The organism is Vibrio harveyi NBRC 15634 = ATCC 14126 = KCTC 12724 (assembly GCF_001591145.1).
Classification (GTDB): Bacteria; Pseudomonadota; Gammaproteobacteria; order Enterobacterales; family Vibrionaceae; genus Vibrio; species Vibrio harveyi.
On the sequence record NZ_BCUF01000033.1, the window covers coordinates 20,697 to 36,729 of the forward strand.

The 16,033-nt window shown below is 46.8% G+C and carries 15 protein-coding genes; 4 read left to right on the plus strand and 11 right to left on the minus strand.

Annotation, left to right across the window (positions count from 1 at the left end; all coding sequences use genetic code 11):
- Positions 1 to 9 precede the first annotated feature (9 nt).
- The 6 genes from VHA02S_RS16775 to aspA all read right to left on the minus strand — a co-directional run bounded on the left by VHA02S_RS16775 (position 10) and on the right by aspA (position 6,979).
- A complete protein-coding gene (locus tag VHA02S_RS16775; RefSeq protein ID WP_005448273.1) occupies positions 10 to 273 on the minus strand; it encodes a DUF4212 domain-containing protein in 264 nt (87 codons plus the stop codon).
- Positions 274 to 473: 200 nt separating this feature from the next.
- Positions 474 to 1,100, minus strand: a complete 627-nt coding sequence (locus tag VHA02S_RS16780) for a MarC family protein (RefSeq protein WP_005440423.1) — start codon at positions 1,098 to 1,100, stop codon at positions 474 to 476.
- A gap of 128 nt (positions 1,101 to 1,228) precedes the next feature.
- Positions 1,229 to 1,864 (minus strand): response regulator, encoded by a 636-nt coding sequence (locus tag VHA02S_RS16785; protein WP_005448275.1) that lies wholly within the window; start codon positions 1,862 to 1,864, stop codon positions 1,229 to 1,231.
- 195 nt (positions 1,865 to 2,059) lie between these two features.
- On the minus strand, positions 2,060 to 3,880 hold the full coding sequence (locus VHA02S_RS16790) for a protein-disulfide reductase DsbD (protein WP_038898556.1): 1,821 nt from the start codon (positions 3,878 to 3,880) through the stop codon (positions 2,060 to 2,062).
- Between the two features lie 161 nt (positions 3,881 to 4,041).
- Positions 4,042 to 5,349, minus strand: a complete 1,308-nt coding sequence (locus tag VHA02S_RS16795) for an anaerobic C4-dicarboxylate transporter (RefSeq protein WP_017190954.1) — start codon at positions 5,347 to 5,349, stop codon at positions 4,042 to 4,044.
- A 178-nt stretch (positions 5,350 to 5,527) separates the two neighbouring features.
- Positions 5,528 to 6,979, minus strand: coding sequence for an aspartate ammonia-lyase (gene aspA, locus VHA02S_RS16800; RefSeq protein WP_005428778.1), 1,452 nt, complete (start codon positions 6,977 to 6,979; stop codon positions 5,528 to 5,530).
- 424 nt (positions 6,980 to 7,403) lie between these two features.
- Between aspA and VHA02S_RS16805 the strand changes: the two genes are divergently transcribed.
- The gene (locus VHA02S_RS16805) at positions 7,404 to 7,922 is read left to right on the plus strand and encodes an FxsA family protein (protein WP_009698901.1); all 519 of its coding nucleotides are present in this window, start codon (positions 7,404 to 7,406) and stop codon (positions 7,920 to 7,922) included.
- 70 nt (positions 7,923 to 7,992) lie between these two features.
- Here the strand turns inward: VHA02S_RS16805 and trmL are convergent, their stop codons facing one another.
- The 4 genes from trmL to VHA02S_RS16825 form a co-directional block, all read right to left on the minus strand.
- A complete protein-coding gene (gene trmL, locus VHA02S_RS16810) occupies positions 7,993 to 8,472 on the minus strand; it encodes a tRNA (uridine(34)/cytosine(34)/5-carboxymethylaminomethyluridine(34)-2'-O)-methyltransferase TrmL (protein ID WP_009698900.1) in 480 nt (159 codons plus the stop codon).
- A 129-nt stretch (positions 8,473 to 8,601) separates the two neighbouring features.
- Positions 8,602 to 9,210 carry a superoxide dismutase gene (locus VHA02S_RS16815; protein ID WP_038898557.1) on the minus strand — a complete coding sequence of 203 codons (609 nt, stop codon included), beginning with the start codon at positions 9,208 to 9,210 and terminating at the stop codon, positions 8,602 to 8,604.
- A 72-nt stretch (positions 9,211 to 9,282) separates the two neighbouring features.
- Positions 9,283 to 10,686 carry an envelope stress sensor histidine kinase CpxA gene (gene cpxA / locus VHA02S_RS16820; protein WP_009700534.1) on the minus strand — a complete coding sequence of 468 codons (1,404 nt, stop codon included), beginning with the start codon at positions 10,684 to 10,686 and terminating at the stop codon, positions 9,283 to 9,285.
- On the minus strand, positions 10,686 to 11,375 hold the full coding sequence (locus VHA02S_RS16825) for a response regulator (RefSeq protein ID WP_005448283.1): 690 nt from the start codon (positions 11,373 to 11,375) through the stop codon (positions 10,686 to 10,688). Before VHA02S_RS16825 ends, cpxA begins: the two co-directional genes overlap by 1 nt.
- A 191-nt stretch (positions 11,376 to 11,566) precedes the next feature.
- On the opposite strand from VHA02S_RS16825, the gene VHA02S_RS16830 reads away from it, so the two are divergent.
- The 3 genes from VHA02S_RS16830 to pfkA all read left to right on the plus strand — a co-directional run bounded on the left by VHA02S_RS16830 (position 11,567) and on the right by pfkA (position 14,355).
- Positions 11,567 to 12,076, plus strand: coding sequence for a CpxP family protein (locus VHA02S_RS16830; RefSeq protein ID WP_005448285.1), 510 nt, complete (start codon positions 11,567 to 11,569; stop codon positions 12,074 to 12,076).
- A 123-nt stretch (positions 12,077 to 12,199) separates the two neighbouring features.
- Positions 12,200 to 13,108: a CDF family cation-efflux transporter FieF gene (gene fieF / locus VHA02S_RS16835; protein WP_005448287.1), complete on the plus strand. Its 909-nt coding sequence runs from the start codon at positions 12,200 to 12,202 to the stop codon at positions 13,106 to 13,108.
- A 284-nt stretch (positions 13,109 to 13,392) separates the two neighbouring features.
- Positions 13,393 to 14,355, plus strand: a complete 963-nt coding sequence (gene pfkA, locus VHA02S_RS16840; RefSeq protein ID WP_005448288.1) for a 6-phosphofructokinase — start codon at positions 13,393 to 13,395, stop codon at positions 14,353 to 14,355.
- Between the two features lie 113 nt (positions 14,356 to 14,468).
- On the opposite strand, the gene VHA02S_RS16845 is transcribed toward pfkA, so the two are convergent.
- Positions 14,469 to 15,848, minus strand: coding sequence for an MATE family efflux transporter (locus VHA02S_RS16845; protein ID WP_038898558.1), 1,380 nt, complete (start codon positions 15,846 to 15,848; stop codon positions 14,469 to 14,471).
- Positions 15,849 to 16,033: the final 185 nt, after the last annotated feature.

A 16,033-nucleotide genomic window follows, 5' to 3' on the forward strand; every position in this document is an offset into this window, starting at 1 on the left:
AGTTACTCCTTACTCATCTACGCCGAATTCACGGTCGATTTGGCGCATTTTCCACGCGTAGTAGAAAATAATACCTAGGAAGGCATAGATGGAGCCTTGTTGAGCAAACCAGAATCCTAGTTTGTATCCACCTAATTGAAATTGATTAAGTACGTCGACAAATAAAATGCCGCAGCCGAAAGACACTACGAACCAGATGACCATCAGGGTAATCATGAGCTTCACGTTCTTGTCCCAGTAGGCTTTGGCTCTTTCTTCGCTTTCAAATGCCATTGCCGTCTCCTTACGATTGGTATTGTTGTTAAAAAAATGTTTCAACATGTACATTAGCAAGGCACTAGCAAGAACTCTTTTCAACTTTAGTCGGGATGCTAAAAAGCAAAAACGCCCGTTTTTAGGGCGTTTGAGAGGAGGTGGGAATAAAAGTGTGATGTTAATTTGATGTTAAATTAGCCAAAGGTCTAAGAGTTTTATCAATTAACATAGAAATCTTTTATACCAAGCAGCAAATTATTCAGTGCAACAGCAGCAAGGATAAGCCCCATTACGCGGCTGATGATGGCTGCGCCTACGTTACCAATCACTTTTTGAATCGTGTTTGCACCCAGCAACAAGAATAGGGTAACCAGAAGTACCGCGATCATGACGCCTGCGGTCATCGCTTGGTCGATGAAAGAGTAGCGGTTGTTATCGGTGAGCATCACTATGGCCATCATGGCACCCGGCGACGCAATCGAAGGAATCGCAAGAGGGTAAACAGCTAAGTCAGCGAGATCGGAGTGGCTGACTTCTTCACCCAGTTTTTGTTCTTGTTCTGGCTTGCTCTCACCAAAAATCATCGACAATGCAAACAGCAATAACACTAAGCCACCAGCGGCTTGGAACGCGGGTAATGGGATTTGCATTGCTTCCAGCAACAACTGACCGGCAATAAGAAAGAACAGCAACACACCCATTGAAATAGCGATCGCTTTTAACGCGACGAGACGACGCTGTTTTGCCGTAAGGTGCTGAGTTTGTGATAGATAAACGGGTACTGAACCAATCGGGTCGATGACGGCCCAGAGTACGACGAATTGAGTGACGAGAATACTTAGCAAAGTATGACCTCCCAGAGTTAGCGGTTTAACAGAGGGATGAAAAGGCTGTTTGTGACAGCCTGTTTATTTTAACGTCTGTTGTTCTTTTTGCGTCATATAAATGTGAATTAGATATATTTACTAACACATTACTGCTCGGGTTCCATTTGCTGCAGTAGGATGACGGCTTGAGTTCGGTTTTTCACACCCAGTTTGCGGAAAATTGCGGTCATGTGGGCTTTGATGGTGGCCTCTGAGACATTGAGCTCGTAAGCGATTTGTTTGTTGAGTAAGCCATCGGAAAGCATGCCCAACACTTTGTATTGCTGAGGGGTAAGTGCGGCAATTTTTTCTGCCAAGTCATTACAAGCTGCGTTATTGGTGATCAAGCCTTCTGGGAAGTATGGGTCGCCATTAAGGACTTGGTTAAGGGCATTGACTAGCTCACGCATGTCGCTCGATTTTGGAATAAAGCCGAACGCACCGTGGCTTTTCACTTGTGTGACCACGCTTGCTTCTTCGCTGGCAGATACCACCACCACTGGGATATCTGGGTATTCAGCACGAAGGTGAATCAACCCCGACATGCCATTTGCGCCTGGCATCTTGAGATCTAACAACACCAAATCTGGCTCTTCTTCTTTTTCCAGCAACGCGAGTAGAGCATCCAGCGTATCCGCTTCGAGAAGGTTAGCACCACTCACAGCCATGTGTACCGATTGGAACAAGGCATTGCGGAACAGCGGGTGATCATCAGCGATGATAATGGTGTAGGTCGAATCCATGACGTTAAACACTTTTGACTATTTCGTTAATGGAATTATTGTCCACCTTTAAGAATGTGGACAATATTTATCCGCTAAAAGTCTGAACTAAATCGACTTTTATTAGAAAAATTGCATATAAACGCAACTTTCTCAGTTTTATTGAGACAACAAAAAACGCCAGTGAATAATCACTGGCGTTTGAATGATTCATCATCAGAATCGGTTGATGTGCTCTAAGAAAGGCTCGGCTTGCATAAAGCCCGTCAAACGAGCGTTTGAAACATGTTCGCCATTGGCATCCCAGAACTCAATCGTTGGTAAACCCAGTACATTCATATGTTTAAGCAGCTCGATGTCCTGAATTTGGTTCTTGGTCACGTCCGCCTGCAGAAGAACGAAGTCTTGTAGTTTGGCTTCGACGCTTGGGTCATGGAAGGTGTACTTCTCGAACTCTTTACATGCTACGCACCAGTCGGCGTAGAAATCCAGCATCACTGGTTTACCTACTTGTTTCGCCTGAGCAAGTGCAGCCTCAAGCTCAGCCACGTTAGCAATACGAGTAAAACTCACTGTTGCTTGCTGAGTTTGTGTAGTGGTGTTGCCACCAAACCAATAGTTCAATGCTGGTTGAGCAGAAGCAAACAAACCAAGCACAGCAATGATGCCTACTGCGCTTTGCTTCCAACCGCCAAATTCTAGGCTGTTTTTGATGTGGTATAGCCAACCAAAAGCCGCGATACCCAGTGCTGACCACAATGCCGTAGCCCACATTTCTGGCAAGATGCGCTCAAGTAGGAAGATAGGAGCAGCCAGTAGAATGAAGCCGAACAGAGTCTTAACGCGATCCATCCAACCTCCTGCTTTTGGCAGAAGTTTGTTGCCGAATACTGCAACAAGAATGAGTGGAATACCCATACCCATTGCTAGTGCATAGAGCGCGATACCACCTGTCAGTAAGTCACCGCTTTGTGCAACGTAAAGTAGCGCACCAGACAGAGGAGCCGTGGTGCATGGGGAGCACACCAGACCAGAAATCGCACCCATGGCGAATACACCTGCGCTGCTACCACCTTGTTGTTTGTTGCTGAGGTTGTTTAACCACGTTTGTACGCCGCTTGGCAGTTGCAGGTTATAAACGCCAAACATAGACAATGCGAGTGTCACGAACAGCACACTCAAACCAATCAACACATAAGGGTGTTGCATCGCTGCTTGGAATTGCATGCCCGCAGACGCCACCACAAGGCCCAGTAGGGTATAAGTCAGCGCCATGCCTTGCACGTAGACAAACGACAAACCTAGCGCGCGACTTTGGCTTAGTTTGCCGCTGCCAAGCACGATGCTGGTCAGAATTGGGTACATCGGTAGAACACATGGCGTAAATGCTAAGCCCACACCAAGCGCCAAGAACAGAAGTGGCGTCCACCAGTTATCAGCTAGGTTTGCGGCAAGGCTATCTTGCTGTGTTACTGGAGCCGATGATGTGTCGCTAGAACTAGATGATTGCGCCGCTGGTGGCGTTGCTGTTGGCGCTTGTTCTGCTTTTGGTGCAGTCGTCGCCGCTGTTGAATCTGAGTTCGATGAAGTAAACGCGCTGATAGGAATCACGCGAGTTTCTGGTGGGTAACAGAAGCCTGCTTTCGCACAACCTTGGTATTGTACTACCACGCGTGCTCCGTCTTGCCAGTCGTGCATTGGGACGTTAACGAACAGAGGCTGAGTGTAGATATGTACGTCACCAAAGAATTCATCTTTATGCGGCGTTCCATCTTCCATTTGCAGTTCGCCTAACGACACCTTCTCGCCCGCTACCGACAAACGTTCTTGATACAGGTAGTAACCATCACGTACTTGCCAGTCCAGCATCAGTTTGCCGTCTTGTTGGTAGTAGTTGAATGGGAAAGCCTGATCGACAGACACAAAGGTATCGTTGCTGCTGCCAAAGGTGTTTTGGGTGTCTTTGCCAAACAGCGCAAAAGAAGGCGCAGAAAAGGTAATAAGCCCTAAGAGTAAGACGGAGAGTAATGCACGCATAAAAGGTTCAATTCATCTTAGATAATTGCCGTTAGTGTAACTCAATCAGACCTGCTGACTAGCCAATAAGTTTCATGGAAGTGAAGATTTGTTAAGCGCTCTCCAATGCGACAGGCAATAAAAAAGGGAGCCGAAGCTCCCCGAGTAAGACTCTGTTTCTACTAGATCAGCAGACCACCGAATGCGAAGCCAAGTGCTACCGCAGAAGCGATGGTTACCACACCAGGTACAAAGAATGGGTGGTTGAATACGTATTTACCGATACGAGTTGAACCCGTGTCGTCCATCTCAACTGCCGCAAGCAGCGTTGGATAGGTTGGTAGTACGAATAATGCACTTACTGCTGCGAAAGACGCAACTGCGGTAAGTGGTGCCACACCGATTGCTAGTGCTGCTGGCATAAGCGCAACGGTAGTTGCACCTTGCGAGTAAAGCAGCATTGAAGCAAAGAATAGAACAAGTGCTAGCATCCATGGGTAGTCTGCTAGTAGCGCACCAGCCACTTCTTTGATGCCGTCAACGTGCGCGTTAACGAACGTAGAACCTAGCCATGCTACACCAAGAACACACACACACGCTGTCATACCAGAGCGGAATGTCGCTGCTGCTGGGATTTTGCCAGCATCGATTTTGCAGCTCATTACGATAGCTGCCGCAGCTGCGAGCATTACTGTCATGATTGCTTCGTTACGACCTAGAGCAGGGTTCTCGATAAGGCCAACAGAGCCAGAGATTGCTGCTGCGTAACACACTACGAATGCGATAGCGCCTAGGAAGATGAAAGTTGCTTTCTTCGCTGTTGGCAGGATTTCGCGCTTAGATTCTGTGTTTAGCTTGATCAAGCCTTTTGCTAGACGGTCTTGGTATTCAGGATCGTCTTTAAGCTCGCTACCCATGAAGTTCGCTACGAATGCACCGATCATACAAGCGATGAACGTTGTTGGGATACAGATCGCTAGTAGCGTCAAGTAGTCAACGCCGAATGGGTGAAGCATTGCTGCGAACGCTACAACTGCCGCTGAGATTGGCGATGCTGTGATAGCGATTTGCGATGCAACTACCGCGATAGACAGTGGACGAGAAGGGCGAACGCCTTGACCTTTTGCTACTTCTGCAATTACAGGTAGAGTAGAGAAAGCGGTATGACCTGTACCCGCCATTAGTGTCATTAGGAATGTCACGATAGGCGCGTAAAAAGTGATGCGTTCGGGATGTTTACGCAAAAAGTCTTCTGCAACTTGAACCATCCAGTCCAAACCACCTGCAACTTGCATTGCTGCGATAGCGGTAATTACAGACATGATGATCAGGATTACGTCGACAGGGATGTAAGCTTGGCTTGTCGGTACACCTAGGATTAAAGACAATGCAATTACCCCAGCACCACCGGCAAAACCAATGCCGATACCACCGATTCTTGCCCCCAAATAGATGAAGAGCAGAACCACGAAGAGTTCGACCATTACCATATTGATACCTCTTTTAGTTTTTTAATGATTCTGATTTTTTGAGCACTCAGGAACAGGAGTAAGTGTTCAGAAAATCAGAACCTGATCGGCTTACGGCAATAAAAAGCGCATAAAAAATGTGGTTAACCGTATCAGAGCCTAAAAAAGGGCCCCGTTAGGGACCCCTTTACATATACGATTACTCGTAGCGTTTCGCTTTATAAGTCGGATGCATGAAGTTTTCAACCGATAAGATGTCATCTAGCTCTTCTGCAGTTAATAAACCGCGTTCTAGAACCACATCACGTACGCTCTTACCTGTTTCAGCACAGATCTTACCCACAATATCGCCCTCGTGGTGACCGATGTATGGGTTTAGGTAAGTTACGATACCGATAGAGTTGTAAACATAGTTCTCACAAACTTCTTTGTTCACAGTGATGCCATCGATACATTTGTCACGTAGGTTCACACACGCGTTGTGTAGTAGAGAGATAGACTCGAACACGCTTTGTGCGATAACTGGTTCCATTACGTTAAGCTGTAGCTGACCGCCTTCTGCTGCGAAAGAAACCGTGTTGTCGTTACCTAGAACTTTGAAGCAAACTTGGTTTACTACTTCAGGGATAACTGGGTTTACTTTAGCTGGCATGATTGAAGAGCCTGCTTGCATTTCTGGTAGGTTCAGTTCGTTAAGACCTGCACGTGGACCAGAAGAAAGTAGACGAAGGTCGTTACAGATCTTCGATAGTTTCACTGCTAGACGTTTCAGCGCACCGTGCGTCATCACGTAGGCACCACAGTCAGAGGTTGCTTCGATTAGGTCTTCTGCTGCAACCACTTCAACGCCAGTGACTTCCGCTAGGTGTTTCACTGCTAGTGCTTGGTAACCAGTTGGTGCGTTTAGACCTGTACCGATTGCCGTTGCCCCTAGGTTGATTTCTAGTAGTAGTTTGGATGTGTAATCTAGGGCACGAATTTCTTCGTTTAGTGTTACTGCCCATGCGTGGAACTCTTGACCTACAGTCATAGGAACCGCGTCTTGAAGCTGAGTACGACCCATCTTCAATACATCTTTGAATTCTTGTGCTTTAAGCTCGAATGCGCCTTTTAGGTATTCGATCGCTTCCATCAACTGATGAACACTGTTGTAAACCGCGATACGGAAGCCCGTTGGGTACGCACAGTTTGTTGATTGGCTCTTGTTAACGTGATCGTTCGGGTTGATGAACTCATATTGGCCTTTTTCCTTGCCCATCAGTTCAAGTGCAACGTTCGCGATAACTTCGTTTGTGTTCATGTTAACTGACGTGCCTGCGCCACCTTGGAATACGTCTGAAGGGAACTGATCCATGCACTTACCTGTTTCAAGGATCAAATCACACGCTTCTAGAATGTAGTTAGCAACGTCTTTTGGAATCGCACCTAGCTCTTTGTTTGCTAGTGCAGCGGCTTTCTTAGTCATTACCATGCCACGTACAAATTCAGGTACGTCAGAGATGGTAGTGCTTGAAATGTTGAAGTTTTCGATAGCGCGAAGTGTGTGGATGCCGTAGTAAGCATCGGCAGGGACATGACGTTGGCCTAATAGATCTTCTTCAATACGAGTGGCTTGGTTTGCTGTCTTTGGAGCATCAGATAGTGTAGCCATAACAGGATCCTTAGATAATAATTCTGATATTTAAGTTATTTATTAGCCATTTCTGCAATCAAGAATCCATTCATCAGAGTTTTTGGCTGGAAAAACCGTCCTGACTTATGTGGCACATCATACTGCACCTAGCGCATAAAAATAGTAAGTGGATCACCTTTTTCGCTTTTAATGCGTCAATAATTTGCAAAGTATGAACGGGATATTAATAACCCTTTATGGGTAGATGTTTTTCCTCGACAAACATGGATTTTAAGAGTCCGAAAATAGCACTTTTCAACGATCAATTTTTGTATATGCACCTTTGTTCAAAGGGCGTTTTTTGCACAATGCATTCTCCCCAGGGTGAACACGCTTTTTTACAACGATTCGTTTGAGCTTAGTAGGCTTTTGCCATTACACTGAATTCAACAAAGGAGGGCATGTGTTTCCTATCTTATTATTGGCGTTTATTTTCGTCCCGATCATCGAAATCGGCCTATTTATTCAGGTGGGAGGCTTCTTAGGTCTCTGGCCTACGATTGCTTTGGTGTTGATTACTGCATTTGTTGGTGCGTCTTTGGTACGTAGCCAAGGCATCCAGACGCTAATGTCGGTGCAAGGTCGCTTAGAGCAAGGTGAGCTTCCTGCTCAACAGATTTTTGAAGGTGTGATGCTGGCGGTTGCCGGTGTGCTGTTGTTAACCCCAGGTTTCATGACCGATGCATTGGGTATGTTGGTATTATTGCCAGCCCCACGAGCGGCGATTGCGAAATACTTAATGAGCAAGATGGTGGTGAAGACGGTAAATGGTGGCGGCTTTCAAGGCGGCTTCTCAAGCCAAGGTCCATTTGAGCAAGACCCGTTCCGTCGTGACCCATTCAATTCTCAATCGGATAACGGCAACACCTTCGAAGGTGAATACGAGCGTAAAGACGACAATGATCGTAACAAGCTCAACTGATTCAATCGGTCAGTAAGAAAAGCAAAAGGGCGCATTCAGCGCCCTTTTTAGTATCTGTCATTTGCTGTGCTTACAACGCGCCTTCAAAGCCCATCTGGCGCCACGCTTCAAACGCAATGATAGCTACGGCATTAGATAGGTTTAGGCTGCGTGCGTCCGGCATCATTGGAATGCGGATACGTTGCTCCATTGGCAGGCTATCGATCACGTCTGCTGGCAGACCACGCGTTTCCGGACCAAACATCAAAACATCGCCTTCTTGGTATTTTGCATCGACGTGATGACCTGTGGTCTTGGTCGTACATGCAAACAGGCGGTAGTTGCCTTGTTTCTCTTTCTCTAAGTATTCCAAGAATGCTTGATAATTTTTATGACGCGTCACGCGAGCCAAATCGTGGTAATCCAAACCTGCGCGGCGGACTTTCTTCTCTTCTAGATCGAAACCCAGTGGCTCAATCAGGTGCAGATTCGCACCACAGTTAGCACACAGGCGAATGATGTTGCCGGTGTTCGGCGCGATTTCTGGTTCGTATAGAGCGATATCAAACATGGTATTGAATTAGATTGGTCAAAACAGGCGAGCAGTATATACCCAAGTCACCATGAGAAGCGAGATTCAACACAATGACTGGGTATAGAAGAGGGCAACCTCTCAGCGTGTTGCCCTAATGGTTACGGATTAACTTAGAGCGCGAGTGTAGTTCTCTTCAACTGCGCGCCAGTTGACCACATTCCACCATGCGTCGATGTATTCAGGACGACGGTTTTGGTAGCTGATGTAGTATGCGTGTTCCCACACATCCAATGCTAGGACTGGTTCACCTTGTACCGCGGCAACGTCCATTAGAGGGTTGTCTTGGTTACTCGTTGACGTAATGTGAATATCGCCATCTTTTACGACTAGCCAAGCAAAGCCAGAGCCGAAAGTATTGATAGCAGCTTGTGCGAACTCATCTTTAAAATTTTCGAAGTTACCATATTTGTCGTTGATGGCTTGCGCTAGAGCACCTTGAGGTTCACCGCCACCGTTTGGTGACATGCAGTTCCAGTAAATGATGTGATTGTAATAGCCGCCACCGTTGTTGCGGATAGCTGGACTGTGTTGAGAAATGCAAGCGAAGATGTCATCAAGGCTTTGGGTCTCGAGAGCGCTGCCTTTTGCGGCAGCCATGAATTTGTCGTAATAAGTTTTATGGTGTTTGCTGTAGTGAACTTCCATTGTTTTCGCATCGATGTACGGCTCTAACGCATCGTATTCGTATGGAAGCTCTGGGAAAATGTGCGACATTGTAAATCCTCCTTTATGGAGGATTTACTTTAATGTTAATGAAAATCATTATCAACTTTGATCTTTGTAAGGTTATTTGCCTGCGCTGATCAATGGTAGGGTGATGGTGACACGTAAACCGCCGAGTGGGCTACGGCTAGCAACAATCGAACCGCTGTGCTGACGAATTGCACTGTCGGTGATGGTTAATCCTAAGCCAGTACCACCTGAATGACGATCTCGTGCTGTAGATACACGGTAAAACGGGCGGAAAATTGCTTCCAATTCTTCGTCAGGTACGCCTTCCCCATTGTCGTCAACCACGATGCTGAGGGTATCGAATGAATCCTGAATGTCGATTCTTACTTCATCTTTGCCGTAGTAAATCGCGTTGCGGATGATATTTTCTACCGCGCTCATCAACAATTTAGGATTACCAGAGATACTGCGATCCGGTAAGGTTGAATAGCTAAGGGTTTTACCCATTTGCTCGGCTTCAAACTGCGCGTCTTTGATGATCTCTTCCCATAAGCTGACAATTGGCTGAGTCTCGCGCGTCATGTGACTGTTTACCTGCATGCGCGACAGTTCAAGCAACTCGGCAATCATCTGCTCTAAACGCTGTGCTTCGGTATCAATGCGAGTTAGTTCTGGGCTTTCACCTTGTTTACGAGTCGCCAACGCACTTGCCATACGCAGGCGAGTGAGTGGGGAACGCAGCTCGTGTGAGATGTCTGAGAGTAAACGCTGCTGACCAGAAATCATTTGATTCACAGCCTCGACCATTTGGTTGAAGCTCGTACCTGCTTGGCGAAACTCGGTGGTGCCTTTCTCTAGATTCGGATCGATGACAAACTCACCTTTAGCAACGCGTTGTGCTGCGGTTTCCAATCGTCGAGCTGGTTGGCTCAATGCCCATGCTAACCATAATAATAGCGGTGTACTCACCAACATAACGGCGAGCAGCAACTGCAATGGGTGGTCAAACAGGCGCAACATGATTGGTGGCGGCTCGTTCCACTTAAAGCCGACGTACATCAGTAGATCTGAATTAGCGACATTGATTGGCACTGGACCTGCAATCATGTAACGACCGTAGAGTTTTTGTTTCGGCTGTGACTGATCTTCAATACTGGTGACAAAATTTTGCAGTGCACGCAGCTTAAAGTCTTTGTGGCTCGAGGTGCTTAAGACATTCCCTTCGTGATCTGAAAAGAAGATCCTTGGACGTGGGTCATGCTTGCTGCGTCGTTGTCCTTCAAGGCTAAATAAGATTTTGCCGAGGTTATCTTGGTTGCGATACTTCTTCTCAATACCGTCACGTATTTCAAGCATACGTTGATAATGCTCTTTTGGAATGTCGCGCGCTTTCCGTGGATCAAGATGAGGTAGTGACAGCACAGCCATCAGAACCAAAAACATGGTGAACCAGAAGATGGCAAAGATGCGTCCATACAAGCTGTTTATCTTCGGTAGTTTGAAGCGTGGTGCTCGCATTAATCCTCCTCAATCAACATGTAGCCGCGCCCTCGTAGGGTTTTAATGCGTGGCTTACCGTTACTCTGATCTGGCAGTTTCTTCCGTAGGTTGGACACGTGCATATCGATCGCGCGGTCAAAGGCTGCAAGGCGCTTACCAAGCACGTCAAGACTCAGGGTTTCTTTAGTGAGGACTTGCCCCGGATTTTGTACAAAGTGAGTCAACAAGGCGAACTCTGTGGTCGTTAAATCCAGCAGAACCTCTTCACAATAGGCTTCCTGTTTGCCTGGATAGAGTTTGATTTCTTGATACTCAATGCAGTCACCGTTTTTAGTGCTCTTTTGAGTGCTGCTTGTGCGGCGTAAAATTGCTCGGATACGTGCCAGTAGTTCGCGGTCGCTGAATGGTTTTGGCAGGTAATCATCCGCACCCAGTTCAAGACCGATCACGCGATCGATTTCTTCGCCTTTAGCTGTCAGCATTAGAACAGGCGTTTCCCAGTTTTCACGCAGGCGCTTTAAGGTTTCCATTCCATTGAGTTTTGGCATCATGACATCGAGCAAAATAAGGTCGATTTCGTCAGTGACTGCCGCGAGACCAGCTTCTCCATCGTTGGCTTCGTTGACGTTAAAACCTTCGAAGCTCAGCACTTCCTTAAGTAGGCTGGTTAGCTCGGTATCGTCATCAATCAAAAGAATGTTCGCCATATGAGTACCTATTTATCATTCGTAGTTGTTTTAATATTACATGGTAATGACGGTGAAGAATGAGTGTAAAAATCACTCTTTACGATTCTTTACGGTCTCTATACGTCGCTTTACCTAGTAGGTCGTATTCTACACTCAAGCGCTGTGAGAACAGCTCAGAAGAATCACTAACCTGTGTAAGGAATCGTATTATGAAAACTGCAAAGAAACTGGTACTAGCGGCTGTTGTTCTACCTCTAACTCTAGGTACAGCGAGTGCATTCGCATTCGGCGGTAAAGACCACAAAGGTCATCGCGGTGAGTGTGGTATGGGTATGGACCGCGGTATCATGCGTCAACTAGACCTAACTGATGCACAAAAAGACCAACTAAAAGAAATGCGTGAAGCGAACAAAGCGGAAATGAAAGCAAAATTCGCGGATGGTAAAGAAGCACGTATGGCTGAGCGTCAAGCGCACCACGAAAAGGTTCAAGCACTGCTATTGGCTGATAACTTCGATGCAGCAGCGGCAAACGACCTAGCAAAAGAGATGGTTGAGAAGCAAACTGAGCGTCGCGTTAAGATGATGGAGAAAAAGCACCAAATGCTGAGTGTTCTGACTCCTGAGCAAAAAACAAAATTTGTTGAGCTACAAAAAGAGCGTCAACAAAAGTGTGGCGAAAAAATGCAAAAACGCATGGAAAAGCACCACAACAGCTAATCGCTGAAAGATAACGTAAGAGAGGTAGCCAGAGTGCTGCCTCTTTTTGATCTTGGCGATTTCATACTCATTAAATCATTCTCAAGGTATACTCAAAGCACGGTTTGAGTTAACTATTTGATTATGAAACAGCAATACGCACGTTTAGTGACGATGGCAGCTTGGACGGCAACCATCGTTGCGACGCTTCTTTTGATTGTCAAAGTCATCACTTGGTGGGTGACGGGGTCAGTCAGCTTACTTGCCTCTTTAATTGACTCCATGCTGGATATCGCCGCTTCGGTGGTGAACCTCATTGTGGTGCGCTATTCCCTACAACCTGCCGACAGAGAACATACTTTTGGTCACGGTAAAGCCGAGTCGTTGGCGGCGCTGGCACAAGCGATGTTTATTTCTGGTTCAGCGGTGTTCTTGATCCTGAACGGTGTCGAGCGCTTCTTCCGCCCACATGAATTAAACGCTCCAGAGCTCGGTGTTTACGTTTCTCTATTTGCTATGGTGGTCACTTTTGGACTTGTGATGTTCCAAAAGCATGTCGTGCGTGTGACGGGCAGTCAGGCGATCGCCGCCGACTCACTGCATTACCAAACAGACCTGTATATGAATGGTGCCATTATGGTGGCATTAGGTTTGAGTTACTTTGGTGTCACGCAAGCCGATGCAGTGTTTGCGGTGGGTATTGGTATCTTTATTTTATACAGCGCATTCAAGATGGTCAGCGAAGCGATTCAGACCTTGTTGGATAGAAAACTGCCAGATGAAGAGTTGGAACAGATTCGCCAAGAGTGCTTAAAAGTGGAAGGGGTATTGGGTGTGCATCAGTTACGTACACGGATGTCTGGTCCAACGCGCTTTATCCAACTGCACTTAGAATTGGATGATAACTTACGTTTGATCGAGGCCCATCACATTGCCGATAAAGTAGAAGATAATCTACTTGAGCTGTTCCCGGAAGCGGATGTGCTGATCCATCAAGATCCATTGTCAGTGGTGTTTGGTCCAGAAAGAGACCAGAAGGCGCAAGATTGGTAACGGTCGAAAAATAGGGCTGTGCCTGACGACAAATAGGCGCTTATTGACTATCTTTCCATCACTACTTATTAAGAATCGTGATCCTGATGTGAATCAACGAAGTTGCAAAGAGAAACTGTAATACTCTTACATAAGTAGAAAAGTTACATAAAAAAGTGTGTTTTCATTGGTATTCCTGTAGAGGAAATGTAACATAACGCACAGTTCTGGATTATGCAGGTTGCTTGGTAACAAGGGGCCTAAAAGAAAATTAAATAATTGATTGCCAAAGATCGAGGGTGAGCATGATTAAGAAGATCGGTGTTTTAACAAGTGGCGGTGACGCACCTGGTATGAACGCTGCAGTACGCGGCGTAGTTCGTACAGCACTATCTGAGGGATTGGAAGTTTACGGTGTTTACGATGGCTACCTAGGTCTTTACGAAGACCGCATCGAAAGGTTAGATCGTTCTAGCGTTTCTGATGTGATCAACAAGGGTGGTACATTCCTAGGTTCTGCACGTTTCCCTGAATTCAAGGAAGTGGCAGTACGCGAACAAGCGATTGAGAACCTTAAAAAGCACGGTATCGATGCACTAGTTGTTATCGGTGGTGACGGTTCTTACATGGGTGCTAAGAAACTGACTGAGATGGGGTACCCATGTATCGGTCTACCAGGCACAATCGATAACGATATCGCAGGTACAGATTACACAATCGGTTACCTAACAGCGCTAAACACAGTTATCGACGCAATCGACCGTCTACGCGACACGTCTTCTTCTCACCAGCGTATTTCTATCGTAGAAATCATGGGTCGTCACTGTGGTGACCTAACTCTGATGTCTGCAATCGCAGGTGGCTGTGAGTACATCATTACTCCAGAAACTGGTCTAGATAAAGAGAAGCTGATTGGTAACATCCAAGACGGTATCTCTAAAGGTAAGAAACACGCAATCATCGCGCTAACTGAGCTGATGATGGATGCAAACGAACTAGCGAAAGAGATCGAAGCGGCAACAGGTCGTGAGACTCGTGCAACGGTTCTTGGTCACATCCAACGTGGTGGTCGTCCAACTGCATTTGACCGCGTTCTAGCGTCTCGCATGGGTAACTATGCTGTTCACCTACTAATGGAAGGCCACGGTGGTCGTTGTGTTGGTATCGTGAAAGAGCAACTGGTTCACCACGACATCATCGATGCTATCGAGAACATGAAGCGTCCTGTGCGCAACGACCTATACCAAGTTGCTGAAGAGCTATTCTAAGCCTGCTTGATAAAGTCAAAATCTAAAAAAACCGCGGTTATCCGCGGTTTTTTATTATCCGAAACTTGTCTAAGCTGAAGTCCGTCTGAGATTGAAACTGGCTTTATGTGGAACTAAGAGCTCGCATGCTCTGCTAATGTGATACGACGCTCGCGCAGGGCAAAGAGATACCCTAACAAACCGCCTAGTATGTTACCCAGAGCAATACCAATGAACAAACCTTCGATGCTATAAAGCTGACTGCCAATCCATGCCGCTGGCAGCGTAAAGACGAACAAGCGCATAAAGCTCCATTGGAAAGCGCGCAGCGGTTTGTGCATCGCGTTATAGCCACTCACCAGCATCATCACAATACCTTGGAAACCATAGCTAAACGGCACGACTAAGAGGTAATGCCACAGCAAGTCTTTTACTGCCGCTTCTTGGGAGAAGAGTGCTGCGAGAGGAATGCTAAGGGGCACCATCATCAAAAAGATAAAGCCTTGGAACACCACCGCAAAGCGCATGCTCAGGAACCAGCCAGCGAATGCACGAGCAGGGTTATTAGCCCCAAAGTTTTGCGCCATAAACGGGGTGAGTGCAGAAGTCAGTGACATCAACACCAAAATCAAGATCGACTCAATTCGCTGCGCAGCGCCATAAGCGGCAACCGCTGCGGTGCCATGGTGAGACAAAATCATCATCAGAATCGCACCAGATAGCGGCGTCATCGCATTCGAGAGAGCAGCGGGCGTACCGATCTTGAGCGTTTGTTGCCAATCTTGTTTGATGCACTGCCATTGTGGGGCCGCAAGCAGCTTTTCGCGTTTGATCAATACATAGAAAGAACCGCACAAAGCACCAAACCAACTGAATGCACTAGCAATCGCAGCGCCTTGAATGCCGAGCTCAGGAAAAGGACCGTAGCCAAAGATGAGTAATGGATCGAGTATGCCGTTAATCAATCCAGCGAGCATCATTATCTTCGCCGGAGTCTTGGTATCACCAGTCGCCCGAATAGCGCTATTGCCTGCCATTGGGATCACCAGCAGGGGAATTGTCAGATACCAGACTTGCATGTACTGCTTGATCAGTGGAATGGAATCTTCTTTTGCGCCAAGGAAGCTGAATAATGGCTCGATGGTAAACAAACCTAGCGTTGAAGCAATCGTAACTAGAGCAACTGCCAGTAATAAACCATGGCTAGTAAAACGTGCTGCTTGAGAAGACTCTCCTTGACCCAACAGGCGACCGATATTGGTCGACAGACCCATACCAATGCCCATAGTGATGCAGTTCACAGCAAAGGTTACTGGGAAGGTATAACTGATTGCCGCGAGCGCTTCGGTACCCAATAGCGAGATGAAAAAGGTATCGACCAAGTTAAACATCAAAATCGCGATCATGCCCATGGTCATAGGGACGGTCATTTTGCGTAAGGTGTCAGGAATGGGCGCGGTCAACAAACCATGCTTGTCTTGAGTCTGATTGTCCGGCTTATTCTTTTCCAGCATTTTTGACATCTATCTGGTGAGGGAAGGGCAAGGATACAAGAAAGCCGTTGCCTCGGCGAGTGAGCATTTCGCGCGCAAACCGTTGCTTAGCTGCCGGTTATTTTAACTAAGTCACAAAAAATTCACGTCTACCCCTTGGGATCCTTAGCTTTGCCCCTTATATAGTGATCACGTGCCCCTGCGCG

Excerpts from the sequence above, each read along its gene's own strand:
- VHA02S_RS16775 (WP_005448273.1), bottom strand. The coding sequence starts at position 273 with ATGGCATTTGAAAGCGAAGAAAGAGCCAAAGCCTACTGGGACAAGAAC.
- VHA02S_RS16785 (WP_005448275.1), bottom strand. The coding sequence starts at position 1,864 with ATGGATTCGACCTACACCATTATCATCGCTGATGATCACCCGCTGTTC.
- VHA02S_RS16790 (WP_038898556.1), bottom strand. The coding sequence starts at position 3,880 with ATGCGTGCATTACTCTCCGTCTTACTCTTAGGGCTTATTACCTTTTCT.
- VHA02S_RS16795 (WP_017190954.1), bottom strand. The coding sequence starts at position 5,349 with ATGGTAATGGTCGAACTCTTCGTGGTTCTGCTCTTCATCTATTTGGGG.
- aspA (WP_005428778.1), bottom strand. The coding sequence starts at position 6,979 with ATGGCTACACTATCTGATGCTCCAAAGACAGCAAACCAAGCCACTCGT.
- trmL (WP_009698900.1), bottom strand. The coding sequence starts at position 8,472 with ATGTTTGATATCGCTCTATACGAACCAGAAATCGCGCCGAACACCGGC.
- VHA02S_RS16815 (WP_038898557.1), bottom strand. The coding sequence starts at position 9,210 with ATGTCGCACATTTTCCCAGAGCTTCCATACGAATACGATGCGTTAGAG.
- cpxA (WP_009700534.1), bottom strand. The coding sequence starts at position 10,686 with ATGCGAGCACCACGCTTCAAACTACCGAAGATAAACAGCTTGTATGGA.
- VHA02S_RS16825 (WP_005448283.1), bottom strand. The coding sequence starts at position 11,375 with ATGGCGAACATTCTTTTGATTGATGACGATACCGAGCTAACCAGCCTA.
- VHA02S_RS16830 (WP_005448285.1), top strand. The coding sequence starts at position 11,567 with ATGAAAACTGCAAAGAAACTGGTACTAGCGGCTGTTGTTCTACCTCTA.
- fieF (WP_005448287.1), top strand. The coding sequence starts at position 12,200 with ATGAAACAGCAATACGCACGTTTAGTGACGATGGCAGCTTGGACGGCA.
- pfkA (WP_005448288.1), top strand. The coding sequence starts at position 13,393 with ATGATTAAGAAGATCGGTGTTTTAACAAGTGGCGGTGACGCACCTGGT.
- VHA02S_RS16845 (WP_038898558.1), bottom strand. The coding sequence starts at position 15,848 with ATGCTGGAAAAGAATAAGCCGGACAATCAGACTCAAGACAAGCATGGT.